Raw genomic sequence first — 20,209 nt, 5'->3', positions numbered from 1 at the left:
CGTAAAAATACGTAATCAATAAACGTGTTTTTACTTATCTGAAAATCAAGTATTTGGATTTACTTTAATTTATTTCAGTAAAATCCTAAATACTTGCCCTATGCTGCCATCATATTTAAAGCGGTCTGCCCGTTTTTATCGGAACAGTGTATCCGCCCTGCTGCTCTCGTTACTATTAAGTAGTTGCTACACCGCCCGCGTCGAAACCAAAGCACAGGCTGGTTCTGAGGTATCCCATCAAAACGTTAACTTCTTTTTTTGGGGAGCTATTCAAAGCCCCAAACGGATAGTTACACCCATATGTGATTCCCTTGGTAGTAACGGCATGGCCGAAGTTACTGTGAGGAATAATTTTGGTTATTCGTTGCTCACCGTTGTGACCCTGGGGATCTGGAGCCCGGCAAGAGTGGAGTGGAAATGTGGTAAACCCTGTGCCAAGGAAGGCACTATAAAATAGGCAGCTATGAAAGTTATCAAAACAGGAGTTAGCAGCTGGGAAAATCGTCACGAAACTTTTATTGAGCAAATAAAAGATCTGTACGAATTAGGAAACGAAGATAACCTCGACGCGCTTGATAGTTATAACGATGCTACCAAAGGGCTGCAAAATCTGATTAAGGAAGCTATTGAAACCGATACTCCATTACGATCGTTAGGCGCGGGTTGGTCCTGGACAAAGATAGCCACCGTTAAAGACGGCGTTATGCTGGATACCAAACCACTTAATACAAGGTTTACGGTGGCAGAAACAGCGGTTAACCCGGCTTATGCAGGTAATAAAGATCAATTACTTTTTGCCCAGAGCGGCAACGGTATTTGGGAACTTGGCGCGTTTCTGAAAAACAGGGGATTGTCGCTCAAAACTTCCGGTGCCAGTAACGGGCAAACGATAGCCGGGGCAATGGGGACGGGGACTCACGGCTCGGCCTTTGACTTTGGCGCAGTGCCGGATTTTGTGGTAGGCTTACATATTGTAGTAAGTCCGGATAGGCACATTTGGCTGGAAAGAGCTTCGGCTCCCGTAGTTGCGCAACGCTTTGTCGACCTGCTACAAACCGAGTTGGTTCAGGACGATGAACTTTTTAATGCTGCTGTGGTAAGTTTCGGCAGTTTCGGGATTATTCACGGGGTGTTAATGGAAACAGAGCCTTTGTTTTTATTGGAAACATATGTGCAGCGGTTACCTTATGATGCAGAGTTGCAGGGCATGATGGAAACCCTGGATTTTAGTAATACCATTAAGCTGCCATGTGGCAACGAACGTCCGTTTCATTTTTCGGTACTGCTTAACCCTTATGATCTGGATAAGGGAGCTTTTGTAACCACCATGTATAAGCGGGCATATCGTACCAACTACCAGCCACCGGTTGATAACGCGGCAGGGATTGGTCCAGGAGATGATGCAGCCAGTTTTATAGGCACTATTACTGATGCTATACCTGCGCTGATTCCTGTAGTAGTAACCAAGGTGCTAAACACCAGCATGACAACTAATACTGACCCTCACTTTGGTACACTGGGCGAAATTTTTAGTAATACCACCTTAAGAGGCAAATTGTTGAGTTCTGCAATCGGCTTCCCCGCCGAGCTTTCGCCAAAGGTTGCCGATTTGATGCTGAAGATCAATAAAGATATTGGCCCGTTTAGTGGTGTATTTTCATTCCGGTTTGTTAAGCAAACCAAAGCAACATTGGGTTTCACCCGGTTTGGCCATACCTGTATTATGGAATTAGATGCGCCACTATCGGACAAAGCATACAACTTTTATACCCAGGTGTGGCTGATGCTTGAGCATGAAAATATTCCGTTTACTTTTCATTGGGGCAAGGCTAACGAGGTTACGCCGGAGCGCATTCAGAGAATGTACGGAGAGGCTGCCACCCGTTGGATCAACGCACGTAAAACATTACTCAACGCCGACTGCCAAAAAGTTTTTACTAACCAAATTACGCAGCAATGGGGGCTTGCCTGACATATGTGCGCTTTTTAAAAGCTGTATTATGCTGTCTGCTGTTTTCGTGTGGGTTGATAATACCGGTACGGGCACAAACCAGCGGGCAGATCATTGATGAAATTAGAGCTGTAAACCGTAAAGTAACCAATTGGCCAAACAGCGGGGGGCAGGGGATGCTGATCTCTAACAAAGCCATGAATATTTTCCTGTCCAATAAGGTAAGTTCTTACCTCTCGGGTAATGAAGATCTTTCGCTTTATAAAAACTATGTGAACATTAACGCGGCCGAAGGGATGATCAGCATCAATCATAATTTTCACCAGCCGGTAGATAGTGATGATTGGGTAAGATCTTTTGTAGTAATAGGCGCACGCGTAAATATCGCTAACGCTTATGCCGCAAAGCTTGTAAATAAATATTACGATAACCAATTGGGCTTCGCTATTCAAAAAACGTGGATGGGGAAGCCGCGAACTTATTATGCTGCCAATGGCGATTTTAAAAAGCAAATGGATGCCGCCCGGGCTTTAATGGTAAACACGCTTGCTCAAAGTATCAATAAAAAAGCCGAAGCGTTTGAACAATCACTCAATGCTTTGAAACAGGATGAGGTGCCGGGGCAAAATCTGAATGAGGTAAAAAGTAAGCTCAGGAAAACTTTCTATGCTTCGTTCAGGGCAGATTACCTGCAGCAATTTTCCGAACAGCAATCGGAACTAATGGTAAACACTGCTAATTTTAACCTCGTTGCCGATAATTGGACAACCTTGGGTATTTATATCCCAGTTATCCCTCAAAAGTTTATGGTAAGCAGCGATGTTAATACACCTGTTGATAAACACTATAATTATCCGCTCGAATTATTTATAAATCATACCCGCTTCTGGGAGAGCCCCAAATTGGGCAGGATCTTTTTAACTTTTGCAGGCAAAGGTTTTGTGAATAATTCGGTGGGGAGCGGTTCGCTTTGGAATGCCTATATAAACGGGCAGCAAGGTCAGGACGGGACAAATACGGTTATAATAAATAAAGGCGACCGGTATATTGGCCAGTATAAAAACTTTATAACACCTGTGGCGGCAGGTAAGCTGGTATATATTCCTTCAACTTCGCACGTGGGTGTCAGTTTCCGGATAGAAAAAAATTGGGGAACATATAAGGCGCTTAACTCCATTATAGGTATCCCCATTGTTTTGATTGATAAAAAAGGTGTGCCTGCTATCAATTTTGAAGCGCAGCTTTTGCTTCAGGATATGAATAACTCTTTAAAAGATACCTATCTGCCATACAATAAAACCGCAATAGGTTTAACGGTAGGCATACCTTTTAGCAAAATAGTTTATTAAACAGGGTTGCTCATTTCTTCCAAGACCGCCCTTTTTAAGGCCATGATATAACCCGTATGCAAGCCATCGTGAAATGGCACAAAGCGGATAGCCTCTTCAATATTGCTTAACGTAACACCATAGCGGGTGGTCATGGGTTGATAATTAGCAAAAATGCCTGTATGATAATCTTCCTCAAACTTATCAATAGTTGAAATAAGCAGCTCTTTTACCTCGGCTATGTCATCGGCATTAATAAAACCCTGCGGTTTGGTTTCGGGGCGATAGGGCGTATAATATTTATCATCTACCACAATTGGTACACCCGCACGGGTATAACAAATGCCTTGCTGGCCCGAAATCATATGCGCCAGGTTCCAGATCAGGTTATTAATATATCCGGCCGGGATATGGTTAAGTTGTTCAGGGTTAAGGTCTTTAACAACATTAAGCAGCGTCAGGCGTGTTTTTTTGATAACCTCAAATTCTTGTTTCATTTTATTTTAAGGAGGATTAAAGCTTTACAGCTACGCTAAATTATGAAGATTGTGGTATAATTTCGTCAAATTATCATATCACTGCTGCCTAACGTTTTATGGCTTATATCTTTTATCATACCTTTGCCCATTCATTTACTCATCCATTTTAATGCAGGATACCTCTTTAAATAGCACGCCGGTAAAATATAACAAGCCAATAATTTATTTTTTACTGTTGTGGGCCTTACTGAATGCCGTACAGGCATTTACGCTTGAGATTCATGCCGATGAAGCTTATTACTGGGTTTATTCCCGTTTTTTAGATTGGGGATATTATGATCATCCGCCTATGGTGGCCCTTTTTATCAAGATGGGCTATAGCTTGCTGCATAATGAATTTGGGGCAAGGCTTTTTACGGTGATAGGTACCACAGCATCCATATACCTGATGTGGGTGATGCTGAAGCGATATAAGGTTGATGCCATAAACTTTATACTGGTAATATCGGGCATCTTTGTATTCCATATTTATGGTTTTACCACTACGCCCGATGCGCCGCTATTGTTTTTTACGGTGCTGTTTTTTTATTTTTATCAGCAGTATATTGAAAAGGACAGCTTTAAGCTGGCTGTGATATTGGGTGTTGTAATAGCCTGTCTGCTGTATAGTAAGTACCATGGCATTCTGCTGGTTGTTTTTACACTGGCATCTAATATTAAATTACTAAAGCGCGGGACTTTTTACGCCATTGTACTGCTGGCCCTGGCTTTATATGCACCGCACATTATCTGGCAGGCTAACCATGGTTTCCCATCATTAAGCTACCACTTGTCCGAACGCTCAAATGAGCAGTACAACTTTGAGTATACTTATGTATACCCGTTGGGGCAATTGCTGATGGCTGGTCCGCTGATTGGTTGGTTGTTGTTTTATAAAGGGTTCACTGCAAAAGTGCAGGATACTTTCACCAGGACATTGTTGGTTAATGCCATCGGCATACTGGCCTTCTTTTTCCTTACCTCGTTCAAAGGCGAAGTTCAGCTGCACTGGACGCTTATCGCTTACGTGCCGCTGGCCATGATGGTGCTTATCCGTTTTACCCAGCCGGGCGCAAAGCCTAAATGGTTCAATCGTTTGGCTATCATCAATATTGTAATGATAGTTATTTTGCGGGTTGCTATCATTATCGCTTTCCCGCCATTGTTAAAAGTCGACGCCATCCGGAGCTTTTTCGGTTTTAAAGAGTGGGCGCAGCTTATTCAAAAAAAGGCAGGGAATAATTATGTGATTTTTAACGAAGGTTTCCAAAACCCATCGAAATACAATTTCTATAATAACACCACACACGGGTTTGATTATGATGCCCGCTACTATCGCCGTACACAATATGATATCTGGCCTATTGAAGATAGTATCCAGCATAAAAAGGCTTACGTGGTAATAAACGGCGTGTGGGATCCTGCCATCACTACCGATACCCTTAAAACTTATGCGGGTGACTGGTACGGCGGTTGGGTTGATGATATCCGCACCTATCAAAAAATTGATTTCCAGGTATCTTCTTATAAAGAAAGCGTATCGCCTGGTCAGAAGAAGGATTTCGATCTCACGTTTACCAACCCTTATCCTTTCCCAATCAGTTTTACAAATGTTAATCAAAAGCACAAAGTGTTTTTGGAGGCCTGCTTTTTTAAGAGCATCTACCAAGTGGGCATGCAAAAATCTGATGATAGCTTCAACAATATTTCATTAAAAACCGGCGAAACCGGGCATTTTAAATTTAACGTGACCATGCCGGCGAAACCGGGTAAGTACGAACTGATCTTTTCCATCCGTACCGAACCGTTTCCGGGAGGCCGCAACAATAAGATCATCAATATTACAGTAGAATAATAAAATCAGCTATGTTTAAACGCATATACCTTTTAGTCTTTTTTTCGATCATAACCACTACCGCCGCCCTTGCACAAGGCAGCCTTGATATCCATTTTAACGGTTTAGGCTTTATGGATAACCGCGAGTACAAAGATTTTGTAGCCCGCTCACGTACCTACTCGGGCGTGCGTACCGCACTTGACCTGGGCCTTAACCTTGATAGCGTGAATCACTTTATTGTGGGTGTTAACGGTATTCATGAATTTGGCGCAAAGCCATACTTTTTAAAAGTTAACCCTGTTGCTTATTACAGCTTTACCGGCAAAAACTGGTTGTTTAACGCAGGTGCTTTTCCGCGCGAAGGTTTGCTGGATGATTATCCACGGGCTTTATTGAATGACACTTTACGCTATTACCGTCCCAATGTAGAGGGCTTGCTGACGCGCTTTCATAACGACCACTTCACCGAAACTGTTTGGATTGATTGGGTGAGCCGCCAAACCGTTACCGATCGTGAGCAGTTTCTGTTTGGTTTTTCGGGTAAGTACAGGCCAAGCTTAACCGGGCCGTTTTACTTATCGCATTACTTTTTGTTGATGCATGATGCCGGTGCCGAAGTACTGTTGCCTAACGACCATATCCAGGATAATGGCGGCGGACAAATAAGATTAGGTTTAGACTTCAGTCATAAAACCATTTTAGATTCGTTATCTATAGAGGCCGGCGCTATGACATCATTTGAGCGGGTACGTGGTGTTGATAATTTCAGGACCCCTACCGGTTTTGTGGCTAACGCTTATTTAAGCTGGAAACGCTTTGCCTTATTTGATGAGTTTTACAAAGGGCAGGGCAGCCATATTATTTATGGCGACGCGTTTTTTGAAAAGAAAACTTACAACCGTTTGGATATCATTTACACGCCGTTTTTATACAAGCGTGTAAAAGGGCAGTTTATATTGAGCCTGCACCAAACACCGGGCTATAGCAGCAACCAGGAAGCCTTCAGGGTAACCGTTGATCTGGGTCGCCGGACGTTGGTACGGTTTAAAGATTAGTGAATGGAGAGTAGGTTGATTAGGTGAATGGTTGCCTGTCAGCTATCGCTCACAAATGTTTTTCCGGGCAGATCCTGCAACTTTCTGTCGCAAAAAGAGACGCATGTAATGCGTCTCTACAATAAATGTTAACCTTTATAACACACATATATCATCCATGCAATTAAAAAAACAACTATTAATTTTTGTTGTACTGTTGCTTGCGGCACCTGCAAGGCTGCTGGCTCAGGACAACCAGTTTTCGGGTTGGGCGGCTATATTTCATAGTCACAAATTATCCGAGCATTGGGGCTACTCTTTTGACGGGCAATTGCGCTCGCACGATGAGGTCAGTTACCTTAAGCACATCCTGCTTCGGCCTTCGGCTAACTATTATTTTGCCAAAAACAAGGTAGGGGCTTTAGGTTACGCCTATATCGCTACTTACGGCCGTACTCCCGATAACGAAACAACATTTCGCCCGGAACACCGCATTTGGCAGCAATACACTTATACCCATAAGCTGACCAAACATGTACAGCTGGCACATCGTTTACGACTGGAACAACGCTTTTTAGGCAACACGGCGGATAATAAAAACGACCGCTATTTCGCCCAGCGTTTCAGGTACTTTGCCCGTGCGGTGATCCCGATGAAACCAGACTCTGACGTATTTACGGAAGGAACATTCCTCGCCCTGCAAAACGAGGCCTTTGTAAACGTACAAAACAAAAACAAAGTAAATAAACACTTCTTTGATCAAAACCGGGCTTATGTAGCGGTGGGTTACCGTTTCAGTAAATCATTTGATGCCGAAGCTGGTTATCTTAATCAATATATTAAACAAGCCGATGCTTACGTGGTAAATCATGTAGCGCAGGTGGCTTTTTATACGAGGTTTTAACCTCTCCTAAGAAGATCCCCTCTTGAGAGGGGGCGCGAAGGAATGTGTGGTAGCAGGGGTGTGTTTCTGCGATTGATTTGCGAAAGCAGAAACACACCCCTCCACCCCTCTCAAGAGGGGAATCGCTCAACCCCCTAAAATCTTGCTTAAAACAAAAAAACCTTGCCAATATCACTGGCAAGGGTTTTTTGTTAACGATGATAGGCAATTAAAACATCATTTCTTCGCTTGTGCTATTACTTCGTTATTTAAACGTACATACTCATCCGTTTTCATCTCGGTGGCCATTTTCACGCCTTCCTGTGCTGTTGTTATAGCCGCGGCTTTATCGCCTTTTCTTAATAATATGCGGGCTTTCCATAGTTTAGGTACAAATGGCGGAAAGTTCTTATCCTTTTCCAGTTCGGTTGCCCAGGCTAAAGCTTTGTCCATATCTTTATTATTGTTGTAATAGTAGATCAACGCTTCATAGTATGGCTTTTTATCGGTTTTCATGGCCGAATCGATTCGTGCCATTACTTTGGCGTCGATATCGGTAGTCATGTGGATGGTGAAGCCGCTGTGTTCCCACATCATTTGTAAATCGCAGGAAGTAGGCGCTACGTTAGTAAAAGCGAGGGTCATTGTTTCTGTTAAAGCTTTGAGATGCTCAGTTTTAACTTTGAAACGTAAAAAATCATCGGCTTCTTTATACAAATACGCACCCCATTGCTTAGGCTGTTTGCTGAGGATGATCGTCCACTCGTTTTCGCCTGGGATACTGAACAGGCCGTATTCGCCCGCCGGAACCTTATTGCCTTCCAAACTTACCTCGTCGGTAAATTTAATTACCGTGGCCGAATTTGCGCCCGTACGCCAAACGGTTCCGTATGGCTCCATCCCTCCGAATATTTTACGGCCTTTTACATCGGGACGTGAGTAAGTGAGGTTGATTTTTCCGAGACCAAAATCCTGCACAACACTTTGTGTTGAACTGGGCTGTGGGGTTAACTGCGCAAAGGTGTTTGCAGCAGTAAAGGTCATCATGGTGATGACGCTGATGAATAACTTCTTCATGATTTTTAGTGTGGTGGTGATATATAAAATACAGGTATATAATTGGTGTGCTATTTTTTATCCGCAGTAAATGTGCCCGCGTCAACATCTTTCAAAAAGGCGATGAGGTTTTTGAAGTAGTTTTGCTGATCATCATACATACTCATGTGGCTGCCATCCGGGCATAGATAGGTGCGGCTGTTAGGTAGTAAACGCCCTTCTTTCTTCATGTCTTCGGGGTTCATTTCGTCATGCATGCCACCTAAAACTAAGGTTGGTACTTTGATGTCCTGCAGTTTATTCCAAAATTCCCATCCTTTAAAATTGCCGGTTACATGAAACTCGTCAACACCCTGCATTTGGATGTAAATGGTATGATTGGCTTTTTTAAAGGCGCGCCAAAGTGGTTCAGGCCAGTTTTCTATCGGGATCCGGCAGATTACATGGGTATACAGCTTGTTCATCAGCAGGTCGTTATATTGCGGCGAATCATATTGTTTAAGCCTGTCTAATGAGTCAAATACTGCGATATCCCGAGGTGTGAAAAACTTCTTCTTTAATTCGGCGGCATAGGCAACATAGCCTTTGATACCTGCTGTCATGTTTGATAATACAGCCCCTTTAACATGCGACTGGTATTTGTGCAGGTATTCCATCGCCAGCATGCCTCCCCAGGAATGGCCGAGGATATAAAAATTATCGAGCCCTAATCCCTTACGCACTTCTTCAACCTCTTCAACATAACGCGGAATGTTCCACAATGAGGTATCGGCGGGAGCATCAGAATTGCCGCAGCCAAGCTGGTCATAGTAATAAATTTCCATTCCTTCCTTCGGCAGGAAATCATCAAAGCATTCCATATAGTCATGCGAAAAGCCAGGGCCGCCGTGCAGCAACAATACTTTTATTTTGCCATCGCCAACTTTTTTAGTCCATACATTGTACTTTCCGGCAACCTTGATGAGCTTGTTGCCACCTGTTTTAACTTCGTAAGGCTTGTTTGACGCTTCGGCCGAAGTATCTGCTGCTGGTTTTGATGGATTATTGCATGCGCAAACGCAGGCAGCAATCATAATAAAAAATAGCTTTTTCATGTTAGCGATAGGAATGGCTGATTGTTATCTTTTATATAAAGATACTAAGAAGACCATTAAAATTAGTTTGTTAATAACATACAAAAAAACGCTATTGCACCAAACTAAACAATCCCCGATTTATACAGGTAAACTGTGAAAATCGGGGATTGACTTGTGTGTAATAACGCTTCTGTCTGTTTGGAAACAGACCTTTCTATCTAACGAAAAGTGGATATTATATCCGCTCAATATCGCCGCTGCCGGCTTTTGAGCTCGAAATGTTTTTAGCGCCGCCGGTATAATGAACATCGCCTGAGCCGCTTACCGAAGCATCAATTTTATTGCTGGCGTTGATGGTAGCATCGCCTGAACCGGCTATGTGAACTTCGGTATTAACGGTGATCAGGTCGCGGGCAGTAAAATCACCTGAACCCACAACGTTCACTCTTGAGTTATCAGCACGGCCTGATAGTTTCATATCACCAGAACCCGAAATGCTGCTGTCCAGGTTTTTAGCATTTACCTTGCCCAGCATATCACCCGAACCTACTACTTTTAATTTTAACGAGGTGGTGGTGATACCTTCCCTAAAGTAAACATCGCCCGAACCGGCAACGTTAATGCTGGTCATATCTTTTGCTACAACATGAACAATCATTTTGCGACTACGGCCAAAGCTCCAGCTATCCCAGTTGGTACCTTTTTTACTGTAGATCTTTAATACGCCGCCCTGAACTTCGGTAATGATCTTGTCGATCACATCAGATGGAGCTTCAACTTTTACGGATTCGTTCGAGCCCTGGGTAAAGTAAACATCAAACGAGCCAGCCAGGTCAATAGCGCTGAAACCCGATAAATGGCGGTCTTGCGTAGTTTGATCGGCATGTTTAACAATTGGATTTACCGGTTTTGCAGTGCTGTAGCTTGTAGTTCCAGCTGCAAGTACGGCGGCTAATAATATTTTTGAAATTGATTTCATGACGGTTGTTTTAGTTTCGTTTCAAATTAGACGCCGGTAGGGTGAAGAAAGTTGCACCGGATTTGGTTTTTTTGTGGTTGTTTTTTAAGTGAGTAGTTGATTAGGTTGATTGGGTGAGCGGTTGGTTTTATTATGTGAGTAGTTGAATAGGTTGATTGAGCGAGTGGTAAACCATTCACCCATCCACCCAATCAACCACTCACCTAATCAACAAGTTTTTAAAACTTCGGAAGTCTGAATTCTAAAATTTGTTATTCTGGGAAACCAACCATTCACTTAATCAACCACTCACCTAATCAACCATCATTCAACTTTTATATAATAATTGAAAGTATCTACCTCCACATTGTCCTTAGTAATACCATCTATTTTGACAGGGGTAAACTTGGTAGTTGGTTTAATAAATATATAACCGCCGCCTTTAACGCGCACCTTTACAGGCATGTTGAAACCTTCGGCATTGGCAATCCATTTGGAGTAAAGCTTACCGTCTTTAACCACAAATTGCAGGGTCGGGATATCTTTATAGTGCAGGTACTGGTCAAATACCGGGGCCAGGTTCATGCCAGCCTGTTTGCAGATGTAGCCTACAATGTCATCATAAGTAACGGTTTTATGATAAAATGTTTTGTTAAGTCCGCGGAGGATGCTGCGCCATTTTTCATCGTTGTTGATAATGGTGCGAACCATGTTTAACAGGTTACCGCCTTTATAATACATATCTCCCGAACCTTCCATATTTACACCATACGGGCCTACAATAGGCTTATCATTACGAATGTTTTTACGGGTTCCGTTCACATACTCTTGTCCAGCTTGTTTCCCATAATAAGTTTCAATGAATAGGGACTCGGAATAATTGGTGAAACTTTCGTGGATCCACATATCGGCCACGTCTTTTGAGGTGATGTTATTGCCAAACCACTCGTGCCCGCTTTCGTGTACCACAATAAAATCCCATTTTAAGCCCCATCCGGTACCCGAAAGGTCGCGGCCCAAGTACCCGTTTTTGTAATGGTTGCCATAGGCCGTACCGCTTTGGTGCTCCATGCCCAGGTGAGGGGTTTCAACCAGTTTATAGCCGTCTTCATAAAAAGGATAAGGGCCAAACCAGTATTCAAATGATTTGAGCATCCGCGGCGCGTCAAGCTCCCATTGCTTTTTAGCTTTGTCAACATTGTAGCTTAAAGGCCAGTAATCAAGCGTTAGCGGCCCTTTTTCGCCCTGGTAGGTGCCTTCAAAGTGGGCATAGTCGCCAATGTTGGCTTCTATATCATAATTGTTGATAGGGTTTGCCACAAACCAATCAAAACGGGTATAGCCGTTGTTCAGGTCGGTTACTTTGCGCAATCTGCCGTTTGAAACATCTTTTAAACCATTGGGAGCGCTGATGCTGATCAGGGCACTATCTACTTCATCATATTGATGATCTTTAGTAGGCCACCAGATGCTGGCGCCAATACCCTGGCAAGCGGTTGCCACCCAGGGCTTCCCAAGCGAGTCGGTGGTATAAACAACGCCGCCGTCCCACGGGGCACGCTTGGCTATGGTTGGGTTGCCGGAATAGTAAACGGTAAACTCATCCTTGCTACCCTTTTTTATGGTTTTTGGGAAGGTGATAAACACCGCGTTGAACTCTCGGGTAAAAGGTATTTCGGCACCTTCATATACTACCTTTTCTATCTTTAAATTGGCAAACAGGTCGAACTGAAGCTTAGTAAAATTTTGAGTAGCCGTGAATTTGAACAGGTTGCTGCCGCTGATAAACCTTTTATCGATATCGAATTTCACATCCAGGTGATAGTAATTGATATCATAACAGGTGCGCAGCGGCGTTAAGCCACCCCGAAGCGAATCGGCTCGGGTAAATGTTTGCTTGTTGGTACCCAACTGTGCCTGGGTTGGTACTATGCCCGCTATAGTAAGGCCTAAAGCAACTGCGAAAATATTTAGGAACTTATTTTTCATTTGTATTTGGGATTAATCAAGAAGTGAGCCTACGTAGTAGTTCAAATAATCAATTTCGATATTGTCTTTAGTAGCTCCCGCAATTTCAACAGGGCTCATTTGTTTTGTTGGAGTGATGAATTTATACTCGCCGCCCTTTACACGCACCCTGATTGGCATGTTGAAATCTTTGGCCTCGGCTATCCAGCGGCAATAAAGTTTGTTTTCGTGACTGGTAAATTCCAGCACAGGAAGACTGCGGTAGTGCAGGTACTGATCAAAAATGGCCGAAAGGTCCATACCCGATTGCTGGTTGATAAAACCTACCACATCATTATAAGTAACGGTTTTATGGTAAAAAGTTTTGTTAAGCCCACGCAGGATGCCGCGCCATTTTTCATCGTCATTAATAATAGTGCGGATCATGTTCAGGAACACTGCACCTTTAGAGTACATATCTCCTGAGCCTTCCTTGTTCATGTTGTAGATACCAACTATAGGGCCCTCGTTATTAATGGTGAGCCTTAAGCCGTAATTATACTCCTGTCCGGCTTTTTTGCCCCAGTTATCCTCTACAAAAAGCGATTCGGAATAGCAGGTAAAGCTTTCGTGGACCCACATATCGGCCAAATCTTTATCGGTTATATTATTACCAAACCATTCGTGCCCGCTTTCGTGCACTATGATATAATCCCATTTGCTGCCCCACCCTGTGCCTGATAAGTCATAGCCCATATAACCATTCATGAAATGATTGCCATAGGCCACGGCGCTTTGGTGTTCCATACCCAGGTGCGGGGTTTCAACCAGTTTGTAGCCATCCTCATAAAAAGGGTAGGGGCCAAACCAGTGCTCAAAGGCTTTAAGCATTGATTTTACATTGGCGGCAAATTGTTTTTTTGCTTTTTCCAGACTGGTTGGCAGTACCCAATAATCGAGGGTGAGTTTGCCTTTTTCGCCCATATAAGTATCTTCAAAATGAGCGTAGTCGGCAATGTTGGCGGCAACGTCATAGTTGTTGATTGGGTTGGCTACAAACCAGTCGAACCGGGTATAACCATCCTTAAGTGGGGTTACCTTGCGCAGGCGACCGTTTGAAACATCTTTTAAACCTTTAGGCACGCTGATGCTGATCATCATGCTGTCAACCTCATCAGCCAGTTGATCTTTAGTAGGCCACCAAATGCTGGCGCCAATCCCTTCGCAGGCTGTTGCTACAAATGGTTTACCCAATGAATCTTTTTTGAATACCAGCCCGCCATCCCACGGAGCATTTTTGGCAACGGTTGGATTACCGGAATAGTAAACAGTAAACTCATCTTTGCTGCCTTTACTTATGGTTTGCGGGAAGTTGAGGAACACTGCATTGCCATCTCGGGTGAAAGTGAGTTCTTTACCTTTGTAAACAACTTTGGCGATATTAAGATTGGCAAACAGATCGAACTGTAGTTTATTAAAATCCTGCGTGGCGGTGAATTTAAATTGATTGCTGCCGCTAATGAATTTTTTATCGATATCAATTTTAACATCAAGGTGATAGTAATTGATGTCATAACAGGTACGCAAAGGTGTAAGCATTCCGCGCAGCGAATCGGCATGAGTGAATTGCTCTTTTTCTTTCAGGAGCTGGGCGCTGACAGGTTGAGTGAACGTTGCAGCGCTTAATAATGTCAGGGCTGCAAGATATAGTTGTTTTATTTTCATGTACTTAATTGTATCAGGTTAAAAGAATTTATAACCTAAATTTAAAGCTTATTTATAAAAACATTTGCCGGGATATGATGGCCCAACCAATTGTTTTCTAACAGATGTCATTTCGATGAAGCAGAAGGGGCCGGGGCGGAAGAGAAATCTTATACACCCTGTATGCTCGCTTAGCGTGCCTGCTCTTCACTTGTATAAGATTTCTCCCTGCGGTCGAAATGACATCCGAGGTGGTTAACCTCTAATCACCAACCTCTTACTTCAGCACCTGCACATCAATAAAGCTATCATTATAAACCGTTTCGGTTGCTTTGATATAATCGCTTTCATCAGCTTTATACGGGTTTTCCACAAACTTTTGCGGATTACGTGCTACTATAGGGAACCAGGTACTTTGTACCTGGATCATGATGCGGTGACCTTTTTTGAAGGTATGCAGCACATCCTGCAGACGGAAATTCACATCTGTTTTTTGATTGGCTACCAAAGCTTCCGGTTTTTCAAAGCTATTGCGGAAACGTGCCGGCATCACTTCAGAACGTACCATTTGCCAGTAATTGCTCAGGATAATGTTTTTGTTTGGCATGTACGGGTTGTTCGGTTCGTCAGCCGGGTAAACGTCAATCAGCTTCACAACAAAATCGGCGTCGGTGCCGGTGGTGGCAATTTTAAGGTGCGCCATGATCTCGCCGCCAAGGGTAACATCGTCATTTAATACCTCGCTCTGGTAAACCAATACATCCGGGCGGCGACCTGCAAAGCGCTGATCCTCGCTCATGTAATTATGCGGCGTAAAGCCCATAGTGGTGGTATTATCTTCGGTATAAGGAACCGGTTTAAGCGGATCGCTAACATATGATACAGAACCTGCTGTTGCCGGTTGAGTATTAGCAAGCTTGCCATCGGCACCTAAAAACATTTTTTCGTGTACGGCATTGGCCGCAGGCCATTTGTCAAAAGTGGCCCATTCTTTTTTACCGGTGTTAAACATATAGGCATTTGGTAACCCCGAGTTTTTATCACCATTGCCTTTCAAAAAGTGGTTGAAGAATTTAGCTTCGATATTTTTTTGGTAGAAGGTAGCCACGCTATCGCCAAAATAAACATTGCTGTGCATGGTATGCCCGGTTTCGCGCGACCAGCGGCCATGACCAAACGGCCCCATCACAATGGTATTATATGCGTTTGGATCTGACTTGTTAATGGTTTTATAAATAGCCAGCGGACCGGTTAAGTCTTCGGCATCAAACCAACCGCCAACCAGCATCACGGCAGGTTTTACTTTACCGTAGTGTTTCAGCAACCCACGTTTTTGCCAAAACTCATCGTAGTTAGGATGGTTAATAGTTTCCTGCCAGAAGAAATTATCGTGGTAAAACTTATCAGCATTTTTAAGCGGGCCGAGATCTAACAAATACTGATAACCATCTTTGCTATCAGGTTTTAGCATGGTATACCAGGCTTTGCTGGTAGTGTCGGTTTTTTGAACACCAAATACCGGGAAGGTAAAAAAGTAACCTTCAATAAAAGCGCCGTTATGGTGAAAATCATCAAAAAAGAAATCGGAAATAGGAGCCTGCGGTGATGATGCCTTAAGCGCCGGGTGGTTGGAAAGGATACCTGCGGCGGTATAAAAGCCCGGGTAGGAGATACCGTACTGGCCAACTTTGCCATTGTTGTTAGCTACGTTTTTAACCAACCAGTCTATAGTGTCATAAGTGTCGGAACCTTCGTCAACATCTTTTTTGCTTTTCTTGTTGTCTATAACCGGGGTCATGTTGGTCCAGGTACCTTCACTTTTCCAGCGGCCGCGCACATCCTGGTAAACAAAAATATAGCCCTCTTTCATCATAATTTCAGACGGGCCGAGTCTTGCAGGGTATTTGTCCTCACCGTATGGGGCAATGCTGTAGCAGGTACGCTGCATCATCATCGGATACTTGTTTTGCGAAGAAGCATCCTTGGGAGTATAAATAGAAGTGAACAGTTTTACACCATCGCGCATGGTGATGTACACATCTTTTTTGGTAAAATGCTCCTTCACATAATTGCTTTGGGCATTAACGCCGGTATATAATAATACCAGCACAAAAAATAAATTAATTTTCTTCATGAGATCAGTCGTGTTAATTGGGCTAATTTAATAAACAGTTCAGGATAAACCGATTTATCAATTGTTCTGTTACAAAATGGGGTAAAATGCTGTTGGTTTGAGATAAATCCGAACCATGATTTGTGGGATTAAAAGATTGCCGGGATTTTGTATGAATCAAATGAATATTAGAAATTCATTTAATTTGCCTGGTATTCTGATAATTCCTTAACTCGATAAATTCAGGTTCAGACAATAATCCTTAACTTTGCCCACCATAAAATACACACTACTATGCAATATGATGTTATAGTTATAGGTTCGGGCCCCGGTGGTTATGTAGCCGCTATCCGTTGTGCCCAGCTTGGTTTAAAAACCGCAATTGTTGAAAAGTATAATACCCTTGGCGGTACCTGCCTCAATGTTGGCTGTATCCCGTCAAAGGCGCTGCTTGATTCATCTGAACATTACCATAATGCTGCCCATGCTTTTAAAACACATGGCATCAACCTTGAAAACCTGACTATCGATTTTGGGCAGATGATCAAACGTAAACAACAGGTTGTTGACGCTAATACCAGCGGTATCAGCTACCTGATGAAGAAAAATAAAATTGATACCCATTTTGGTGTGGGTTCATTTAAAGATAAAAACACCATTGTTGTTAAAAAGAGCGATGGTACTACTACCGAGATCACCGCTAAAAATGTGATCATTGCTACAGGTTCAAAACCATCGGCACTGCCATTTTTGCCTATCGATAAAAAACGTGTTATCACTTCAACCGAAGCTTTAAGCCTGAGCGAAGTGCCTAAACACCTGGTATTAATTGGTGGTGGCGTTATTGGTTTGGAGTTAGGTTCGGTTTATGCACGTTTAGGTGCCAAGGTATCTGTAATTGAATTTATGGACGGCATTATCCCAACTATGGATAAAGGCTTAGGTCGTGAGTTACAGAAAGTATTGACCAAACTGGGTATGGAATTTTACCTGGGCCACAAAGTTACCGGCGCCACGGTAAAAGGAAAAGAAGTAACTGTGAGCTGCGATACACCAAAAGGCGAAAAGCTGGAACTTAAAGGTGATTACTGCCTGGTAGCTGTTGGCCGTATTGCTTACACCGATGGTTTAGGTTTGGAAAATATCGGCATCACTGTTGAAGAGCGTGGCCGTAAAATTACGGTTGACGAGCACCTGGAAACCAAAGTTAAAGGTGTTTATGCTATTGGCGACGTGATAAAAGGTGCGATGCTTGCTCACAAGGCAGAAGACGAAGGTACGCTGGTTGCCGAGATCATTGCCGGCCAAAAACCACATATTGATTATAACCTGATCCCGGGTGTAGTTTATACCTGGCCGGAAGTTGCCGCAGTTGGTCAAACAGAAGAGCAATTAAAAGCAGCCGGTGTTAAATACAAAACAGGTTCGTTCCCATTCAAAGCAAGCGGTCGTGCCCGTGCAAGCGGTGACCTGGACGGCTTTGTAAAAGTATTAGCAGATGCGACAACCGACGAAATTTTAGGTGTACACATGATTGGTCCGCGTGCTGCCGATATGATAGCCGAGGCTGTTGTAGCTATGGAGTACCGTGCAAGTGCCGAAGATATTTCACGCATGAGCCATGCCCACCCAACTTACACCGAAGCTATGCGTGAAGCGTGTTTAGCTGCTACTGAAAACAGAGCGATACATATTTAATAATTTCGGATATCGGATTTTCGATATCGGATTTTTATGATTTAAAAGCGGTTATCATTTGATAGCCGCTTTTTTAGTTTTAAGTTAGTGGTAAATACCTTCGCTATGAAAGTTATAACCTATTCCTTATTCGCATTTTTAATTTTGTTTGGCTTCATATGCCATGCACAAACCAAAACCATTAAATCAGTACCTGATATTGAAGTTTACGATATCAGCGGAAAACATACTACGCTAAAGCAATTAGGAAAAAATAAAGTGTTGTTTATTGACTGTTGGTTTGTGCCCTGTCCGCCGTGTTTTCGTGAGATGGGTATGCTGCATAAACTTTACGCTAAGTACAAAGACAATAAGAACTTTTGTTTCATAACGCTATGTCAAACCGATAGCGGCATAGTTAAGCGGTTTATAGCACAGGATAAATCGATAGATAATTTTGTTAGAATGTATAAGGATTTTAGTAAACGGCAGGATTTTAAATTACCGGTATACTTTATTCCCGGTTGTAACGAAAAAATCTACACGGGCAAAGTTATAGCTAAATATACACCCGACGACAAAACTAAATGCCCCGACAGGCAGTTTGGTTTTAGGGGATATCCAACGGTTATTATCTTCAATAAGCAAGGAAAGCTGATTTTCAAGAAGACCGGCTATGGGGATAACGAAGATGAAAATACCCTAAAAATGGAAAACCTGATAGCACAGAACATAGCAGCTAAATAATATGAATGTATTGGCCAACATCGGAATTGTATTATTAACCATAGCGTTTATGGAACTGCTCTCCTGGGCTATGCATAAATATTTATTCCATGGGCCATTGTGGTTTATTCACAAAACGCATCATCAGCAAAGGCATGGCTGGTTTGAGTTGAACGACCTGTTTAGCATCGGCTTTGCCGCTTTTGCCTTATGGCTGATGTGGATAGGGCATTTGAGTTTGGATTACCGCTTTTGGATAGGTACCGGTATCAGCATTTATGGCATTATCTATTTTATTTTCCATGATTGGTTTATTCACAACCGGTTCAAGGCTTTTAAAAGCGATAACCGCTACCTGGCCGGTATCCGCAGGGCACATAAAATTCATCATAAATCAACCGAAAAATATCCTTCGGAAGAGTTTGGGTTGTTAGTGGCCAGCAGAAAATGGTTCAGGAAGTAAAATTTAATGTTTACTGAGTTCGGCTACCTTTTTATCTGCTTTCACTTTCGCTTCCTCGTCGCCATATTGTTTTACAAGTTGGTAGTATTTAACCGCGTTTGGCTTGTTGCCCTGCAACTCGTAGCAATAGGCAATGTTATTTAAAACTATATAGTCATGAGGGGCCAGCTTCTCGGCTTTCAGCAGGACTTCCAACGCATTGGTGTAATCTTTTTTAGTAAGATAGCTGATAGAAAGATCGGACAGGCTTACAACGTTATCCGGCTTGTATTTCAAAATGGCGAGAGATACATCGCGGATATAATCCATGTTTTGGTCGCCGGCGTTATATAATTGAATAATGTAAGTCTGGATATTGCTGAGCATAAAATCCTCCGGATTTTCAATGGATTTACCTTCGCTCCAAAGCCATTTAAAACTAATAGTTTGACCATAGTTAACTGCTTTGATGATTTCTTCGGCAAAAGCTTTGTAGTCTTCGGTTTTGCCAAGCAGGTAAACTTTGCCAAAACGGATATCCAGCCTGTTCGGAAATTTGGTTATGCCTGCATCAAGATTGTCGAATGCTTTATTCAGGTAAGTTGAATTATATGCTGGCCTGCCGCCAAGGTAACCGGCAACCTTGCCGGTACTATCTTTAAGCACAAAGCTTTGACCTGCCGGCTGATCTTTTTGAAGGCTCAAAACTTCGGTTAACCCTTTTTTTGCATAATAGTTAGCGCTGGCTATGTAAAAATCAGGATCGTTTGTGCCGGTCTTTTGCCAGCCTTGCAATAGTTTAAATGCAGCTGCGGTATCATCTTTGGCTACAAGGGCCTTAAAATCGGCCATATAGTTTTGGGCGGAAACTGGCCGTGCAAAGCAGACAACAGTCATCAGTAAAAAAGTTAACTTAAGTTTCATTGTGACAGGAATGGATTTTTTAAGTGAATATACTA

At 42.9% G+C, this 20,209-nt stretch carries 17 protein-coding genes; 9 read left to right on the top strand and 8 right to left on the bottom strand.

What is annotated here, in order from left to right:
- Window positions 1-100: 100 nt before the first annotated feature.
- From DEO27_RS23195 to DEO27_RS23185, 3 genes are read left to right on the top strand one after another with little or no spacing between them, the layout of a single operon-like run.
- On the top strand, window positions 101-457 hold the full coding sequence (locus DEO27_RS23195; protein ID WP_112575767.1) for a Bor/Iss family lipoprotein: 357 nt from the start codon (window positions 101-103) through the stop codon (window positions 455-457).
- Between the two features lie 6 nt (window positions 458-463).
- Window positions 464-1,972 (top strand): FAD-binding protein, encoded by a 1,509-nt coding sequence (locus tag DEO27_RS23190; protein WP_112575768.1) that lies wholly within the window; start codon window positions 464-466, stop codon window positions 1,970-1,972.
- Window positions 1,957-3,300: a hypothetical protein gene (locus tag DEO27_RS23185; RefSeq protein WP_112575769.1), complete on the top strand. Its 1,344-nt coding sequence runs from the start codon at window positions 1,957-1,959 to the stop codon at window positions 3,298-3,300. The genes DEO27_RS23190 and DEO27_RS23185 overlap by 16 nt, the downstream gene beginning before the upstream one ends.
- On the opposite strand, the gene DEO27_RS23180 is transcribed toward DEO27_RS23185, so the two are convergent.
- Entirely contained in the window at window positions 3,297-3,776 is a 480-nt protein-coding gene (locus DEO27_RS23180; RefSeq protein ID WP_112575770.1) for a DinB family protein, read from the bottom strand. The two genes, DEO27_RS23185 and DEO27_RS23180, sit on opposite strands and share 4 nt — an antisense overlap.
- 151 nt (window positions 3,777-3,927) lie before the next feature.
- On the opposite strand from DEO27_RS23180, the gene DEO27_RS23175 reads away from it, so the two are divergent.
- The 3 genes from DEO27_RS23175 (at window position 3,928) to DEO27_RS23165 (ending at window position 7,572) form a co-directional block, all read left to right on the top strand.
- Window positions 3,928-5,652 carry a glycosyltransferase family 39 protein gene (locus DEO27_RS23175; RefSeq protein ID WP_112575771.1) on the top strand — a complete coding sequence of 575 codons (1,725 nt, stop codon included), beginning with the start codon at window positions 3,928-3,930 and terminating at the stop codon, window positions 5,650-5,652.
- Window positions 5,653-5,663: 11 nt separating this feature from the next.
- Window positions 5,664-6,689, top strand: coding sequence for a hypothetical protein (locus DEO27_RS23170; protein ID WP_112575772.1), 1,026 nt, complete (start codon window positions 5,664-5,666; stop codon window positions 6,687-6,689).
- A 157-nt stretch (window positions 6,690-6,846) separates the two neighbouring features.
- A complete protein-coding gene (locus tag DEO27_RS23165; protein ID WP_112575773.1) occupies window positions 6,847-7,572 on the top strand; it encodes a DUF2490 domain-containing protein in 726 nt (241 codons plus the stop codon).
- A gap of 216 nt (window positions 7,573-7,788) precedes the next feature.
- On the opposite strand, the gene DEO27_RS23160 is transcribed toward DEO27_RS23165, so the two are convergent.
- The 6 genes from DEO27_RS23160 to DEO27_RS23135 all read right to left on the bottom strand — a co-directional run bounded on the left by DEO27_RS23160 (window position 7,789) and on the right by DEO27_RS23135 (window position 16,426).
- A complete protein-coding gene (locus tag DEO27_RS23160) occupies window positions 7,789-8,628 on the bottom strand; it encodes a DUF2911 domain-containing protein (RefSeq protein ID WP_112575774.1) in 840 nt (279 codons plus the stop codon).
- A gap of 50 nt (window positions 8,629-8,678) precedes the next feature.
- On the bottom strand, window positions 8,679-9,701 hold the full coding sequence (locus tag DEO27_RS23155) for a proline iminopeptidase-family hydrolase (RefSeq protein WP_223818031.1): 1,023 nt from the start codon (window positions 9,699-9,701) through the stop codon (window positions 8,679-8,681).
- A 217-nt stretch (window positions 9,702-9,918) separates the two neighbouring features.
- Window positions 9,919-10,662 (bottom strand): head GIN domain-containing protein, encoded by a 744-nt coding sequence (locus DEO27_RS23150; RefSeq protein ID WP_112575776.1) that lies wholly within the window; start codon window positions 10,660-10,662, stop codon window positions 9,919-9,921.
- Between the two features lie 303 nt (window positions 10,663-10,965).
- Window positions 10,966-12,630 (bottom strand): M1 family metallopeptidase, encoded by a 1,665-nt coding sequence (locus tag DEO27_RS23145; protein ID WP_112575777.1) that lies wholly within the window; start codon window positions 12,628-12,630, stop codon window positions 10,966-10,968.
- 12 nt (window positions 12,631-12,642) lie between these two features.
- On the bottom strand, window positions 12,643-14,313 hold the full coding sequence (locus tag DEO27_RS23140) for a M1 family metallopeptidase (protein ID WP_112575778.1): 1,671 nt from the start codon (window positions 14,311-14,313) through the stop codon (window positions 12,643-12,645).
- A gap of 256 nt (window positions 14,314-14,569) precedes the next feature.
- Window positions 14,570-16,426 carry a CocE/NonD family hydrolase gene (locus tag DEO27_RS23135; protein ID WP_112575779.1) on the bottom strand — a complete coding sequence of 619 codons (1,857 nt, stop codon included), beginning with the start codon at window positions 16,424-16,426 and terminating at the stop codon, window positions 14,570-14,572.
- Between the two features lie 273 nt (window positions 16,427-16,699).
- Here DEO27_RS23135 and lpdA point away from each other — a divergent pair, with 273 nt between their 5' ends.
- The 3 genes from lpdA to DEO27_RS23120 all read left to right on the top strand — a co-directional run bounded on the left by lpdA (window position 16,700) and on the right by DEO27_RS23120 (window position 19,271).
- Window positions 16,700-18,103, top strand: coding sequence for a dihydrolipoyl dehydrogenase (lpdA, locus tag DEO27_RS23130; protein WP_112575780.1), 1,404 nt, complete (start codon window positions 16,700-16,702; stop codon window positions 18,101-18,103).
- 105 nt (window positions 18,104-18,208) lie between these two features.
- Window positions 18,209-18,829, top strand: a complete 621-nt coding sequence (locus DEO27_RS23125) for a TlpA family protein disulfide reductase (RefSeq protein WP_112575781.1) — start codon at window positions 18,209-18,211, stop codon at window positions 18,827-18,829.
- Window position 18,830: 1 nt separating this feature from the next.
- Window positions 18,831-19,271, top strand: a complete 441-nt coding sequence (locus DEO27_RS23120) for a sterol desaturase family protein (RefSeq protein WP_112575782.1) — start codon at window positions 18,831-18,833, stop codon at window positions 19,269-19,271.
- Window positions 19,272-19,274: 3 nt separating this feature from the next.
- On the opposite strand, the gene DEO27_RS23115 is transcribed toward DEO27_RS23120, so the two are convergent.
- Window positions 19,275-20,174: a tetratricopeptide repeat protein gene (locus DEO27_RS23115; protein ID WP_146750148.1), complete on the bottom strand. Its 900-nt coding sequence runs from the start codon at window positions 20,172-20,174 to the stop codon at window positions 19,275-19,277.
- Between the last annotated feature and the right edge of the window lie 35 nt (window positions 20,175-20,209).

The sequence above is a fragment of the Mucilaginibacter rubeus genome (assembly GCF_003286415.2).
GTDB classification, from domain to species: Bacteria; Bacteroidota; Bacteroidia; order Sphingobacteriales; family Sphingobacteriaceae; genus Mucilaginibacter; species Mucilaginibacter rubeus_A.
The sequence above is the reverse complement of the archived record's forward strand: the minus strand, read 5'-3'. Positions and strand labels throughout refer to the sequence as shown.